The sequence below is a fragment of the Thermoflexus sp. genome, from assembly GCF_040289485.1.
Lineage (GTDB): Bacteria > Chloroflexota > Anaerolineae > Thermoflexales > Thermoflexaceae > Thermoflexus.
This window is the reverse complement of record NZ_PSLG01000107.1, coordinates 1-3,798: the sequence shown is the minus strand read 5'-3', so window position 1 is coordinate 3,798 and position 3,798 is coordinate 1. Positions and strand designations below refer to the sequence as shown.

Sequence of the window (3,798 nt, the reverse complement as noted above, 5' to 3'; positions counted from 1 at the left end):
GCGAGCCGTTCCGGAACCATCCAACCCATGGGCTGCCGACGACCGCCTGGATCGCCCCGAAGCGACCGGGACGGTGGAGGAACCGCTCGGATCCATCGGTCCTCCCCCTGCCCTTTCCCCTTGGCGTCTCCTTCCCGATGTGCGGTCTGGCGGCCGTCCGCCCAAGGCCCATCCGCCATCCTCGGGAGGGAACCATGGCGCGCAAAAAGGTGACCGTCCAGGCGCTCCAGGCCAAGAAGGCCGCGGGCGAACCCATCACCATGATCACCGCCTATGATTACCCCACCGCCCTGGCCGTGGACCGGGCCGGCGTCGATGTGATCCTGGTCGGCGACTCCCTGGGCATGGTCGTCCTGGGCTATCCCAACACCCTGCCCGTCACGATGGAGGAGATGCTCCACCACGCCAAGGCGGTGGCCCGCGCCAACCCCGCTGCACTGCTGGTGGGCGACCTCCCCTTCATGGCCTATCAGGCCGACGTCGCCGAGGCCGTTCGCAACGCCGGCCGCTTCCTCAAGGAAGCTGGCATGGACGCTGTCAAACTGGAAGGCGGGCGGGAGATGGTGCCCACTGTGGCGGCCATCGTCCGGGCCGGCATCCCGGTGATGGGTCACATCGGCCTGACCCCCCAGTCGGTGCACAAACTCGGCGGCTATCGGCTGCAGGGGCGCACCGCCGCCGACGCCCGACGGCTCCTGGAGGACGCCCTGGCCCTCGAGGCCGCCGGCTGCTTCGCCATCGTCCTCGAGATGGTGCCCGAGCCGGTGGCCGCCGTCATCACCGAGCGGTTGCGCATCCCCACCATCGGCATCGGGGCCGGCCCCGGCTGCAATGGACAGGTGCTGGTCCTTCACGACCTCATCGGCTTGTTCGATCGCTTCACCCCGCGCTTCGTGAAGAAATACGCCGACCTCCACGGGGAGATCGTCCGGGCTGTCCAGGCTTACTGCGACGACGTGCGCCACCGCCGCTTCCCGGGCCCGGAGCACACCTTCCCGATGGATCCGGAGGAGTGGGCGGCCTTCCGGGCGATGCTGGAGGCCACCCCGCTCCCCACGACGGATACGAAAGGGAGGCCCTGATGCGCATCGCGCTCCTGGGCACCGGCGCCATGGGGACGCTGTTCGGGGTCCGCCTCGCCCGCGTGGCGGAGGTCTGGATGCTGGGCACGTGGGCCGAGGCGCTGGAGGCGGCACGGACGCGCGGCCTGCGCCTGAGCACTCCTCCGGGCGACGAGACCGCCGTCCTCCCGGCTGTGGGGGATCCGGCCGCCGCGCCGCCGTGCGACCTCGCCCTTATCCTGGTGAAGGCCTACCAGACCGCGCGGGCCGCCCGATGGGCCCGCCAGGTCCTGCGCCCGGGGGGCGTGGCCCTCACCCTGCAGAACGGCCTGGGGCCGCTGGAGATCTTGCAACAGGCCCTCGGGCCGGAGCGGGTCCGACAGGGCGTCACGACTGCCGGGGCCACGGTGTTGGGGCCGGGGCACGCCCGGCTGGGGGGCGAGGGCCCTATCTGGCTGGAGGCCCCTCGTGGAGACGATGGGGCGACAAGGGAGATCGCAGGGCTGCTTCGGGCGGCCGGGTTCGAGGTGGTCTTCCATCCCGACCTCCGGAGCATCGTGTGGGGGAAACTGGTGGCCAACACCGCCATCAACCCGCTGACCGCCCTCCTCGACATCCCCAACGGCGCCCTGCTGGAGCGCCCGGCCGTATGGCGGGTGGCCGAGGGGGTCGCCTGCGAGACGGCGGCGGTGGCCCGCGCCCAGGGGATCTCCCTTCCCTTCGCCGACCCCGTCGCCTTCGTGGCGGAGGTCTGCCGACAGACCGCCGCCAACTCCTCGTCGATGCGGCAGGACCTGCAGCGGGGCCGTCCGACTGAGATCGACGCCCTGAACGGGGCGGTCGTCCGTGTGGGCCGCCGTCTGAACGTCCCGACGCCTTTGAACGAAGGGCTGTGGCGGCAGGTGAAGGCGGCCGAACAACGCCGGCTCCGCGCTGCGAGCCCACCAACCCTCCATCCTATCCCGTGAGGTGCGCCATGCGCGTGGTGTTCACCGTTCAGGAGGTTCGCACCATCCGTCGGGGGACCCCCGGGACGTGGGGGTTCGTCCCCACGATGGGTTATCTGCACGAAGGCCATCTCTCGCTGATCCGCCGGGCCCGGGCGGAGAACGACCATGTGGCGGTGAGCATCTTCGTGAACCCCACCCAGTTCGGGTCCCACGAAGATTACAACCGGTATCCTCGGGATCTGGAGCGCGACCTGCGCCTGCTGGAGCCGCTGCAGGTGGACCTCGTCTTCGTCCCCTCGGTGGAGGAGATGTATCCGCCGGGGTTCCAGACGTGGGTGATCGTGGAGGAACTCAGCCGGCCGCTGGAGGGGGCCTCGCGGCCGGGCCACTTCCGAGGTGTGGCCACCGTGGTGGCCAAACTGTTCAACATCGTCCAGCCGGATCGCGCATACTTCGGCCAGAAGGACGCCCAGCAAGCGGTTGTGATCCGGCGCATGGTCCGGGATCTCAACTTCCCGGTGGAGATCGTGGTCTGCCCGACCGTCCGGGAGCCGGACGGGCTGGCGATGAGCAGCCGCAACACCTACCTGAGCCCGCAGGAGCGGCAGGCGGCGACGATCCTGTTCCGGGCCCTTCAAGCCGCCAAAGCCCGCTACGAGGCCGGGGAGCGGGACGGCGAGCGCCTGCGGGAGGCCATGCGGGAGGTCCTGCGGGGAGAGCCCCTGGCCCGCGTGGATTACGTCAGCGTGGCCGACCCCGAGACCTTGGAGGAGCTCTCGCGTGTGGAGGGGCCGGCCCTCCTCTCCCTGGCCGTCTATATCGGCAACACCCGTCTCATCGACAACCTCCTGCTCCCGTAACGGGCGCGCCGGCTGCCCGCCGGCTCTGGGGATCCGGAGGGCCCTCTATGTTGCTTTGCCTGGACATCGGGAACACCAACATCAAAGCGGGGATCTTCGAGGGGGAGGAACTGATCGCCCACTGGCGCTTCTCCACCCAGCGCCACCGCCTGGCCGACGAATACGCGGCCCTGTTCCTGAACCTCTTCGCCCTCAACGGCATCCGTCTGCGGGACATCCGCGGCTGCGCGGTGGCCTGTGTGGTCCCCCCGCTCCGCGTCGTGTTCGAGGAGATGATCCAGCGCTATCTGGGGGTGAACCCCCTCATCGTCGGGCCGGGCATCAAAACGGGGATCCGCCTGGCCGTGGAGAACCCCCGGGAGGTGGGGGCGGACCGGGTGGCCAACGCCGTGGCCACGTTCCGGCGCTATGGGGGGCCGGCCATCGCCATCGCCTTCGGGACCGCCACGGTCTTCGACGTGATCTCCCGCGAGGGGGAATACCTGGGCGGCGCCATCGCCCCGGGGATCATAGTGGCGGCCGAGGCCCTGGTCACCGCCGCCGCCCAACTGTATCAGGTGGAGTTGATCCGGCCGCCGCGGGCCATCGGCCGCAACACCATCCAGGCCATGCAATCCGGCCTGATCCTCGGGTTCGCCAGCATGGTGGAGGGGATGATCCAGCGCCTCCAGGCGGAACTGGAGGAGCCGGCCCGGGTGATCGCCACCGGGGGTCTGGCCGACACCATCGCCCAGGAGGTCCGGTCTATCCAGGTGGTGGATCCGCACCTCACCCTCCACGGCCTCCGCTTCCTCTACGAATTGAACCGGCGCCGCTGAGCCGGCTCAGGAAACCTTCGCCCCCAGCCGGAGGCGCCGGGCGAGCCAGGCCACCAGCAGCACCCCCAGGGCCCCCAGGCCCCATCCCACGGCGCCTCCCCCGCCGGTC

At 70.3% G+C, this 3,798-nt stretch carries 4 protein-coding genes; all 4 read left to right on the top strand.

Annotated features, from left to right (window positions below; genetic code table 11):
- Window positions 1-194 precede the first annotated feature (194 nt).
- From panB to C4313_RS11310, 4 genes are read left to right on the top strand one after another with little or no spacing between them, the layout of a single operon-like run.
- Complete coding sequence (panB, locus tag C4313_RS11325) at window positions 195-1,082, top strand: 3-methyl-2-oxobutanoate hydroxymethyltransferase (protein ID WP_352429960.1); 888 nt, start codon at window positions 195-197, stop codon at window positions 1,080-1,082.
- Window positions 1,082-2,029 (top strand): ketopantoate reductase family protein, encoded by a 948-nt coding sequence (locus C4313_RS11320; RefSeq protein WP_352429959.1) that lies wholly within the window; start codon window positions 1,082-1,084, stop codon window positions 2,027-2,029. The genes panB and C4313_RS11320 overlap by 1 nt, the downstream gene beginning before the upstream one ends.
- 8 nt (window positions 2,030-2,037) lie before the next feature.
- Complete coding sequence (gene panC / locus C4313_RS11315; RefSeq protein ID WP_352429958.1) at window positions 2,038-2,871, top strand: pantoate--beta-alanine ligase; 834 nt, start codon at window positions 2,038-2,040, stop codon at window positions 2,869-2,871.
- Between the two features lie 47 nt (window positions 2,872-2,918).
- Entirely contained in the window at window positions 2,919-3,689 is a 771-nt protein-coding gene (locus tag C4313_RS11310; RefSeq protein WP_352429957.1) for a type III pantothenate kinase, read from the top strand.
- The last annotated feature ends 109 nt before the right edge of the window (window positions 3,690-3,798 follow it).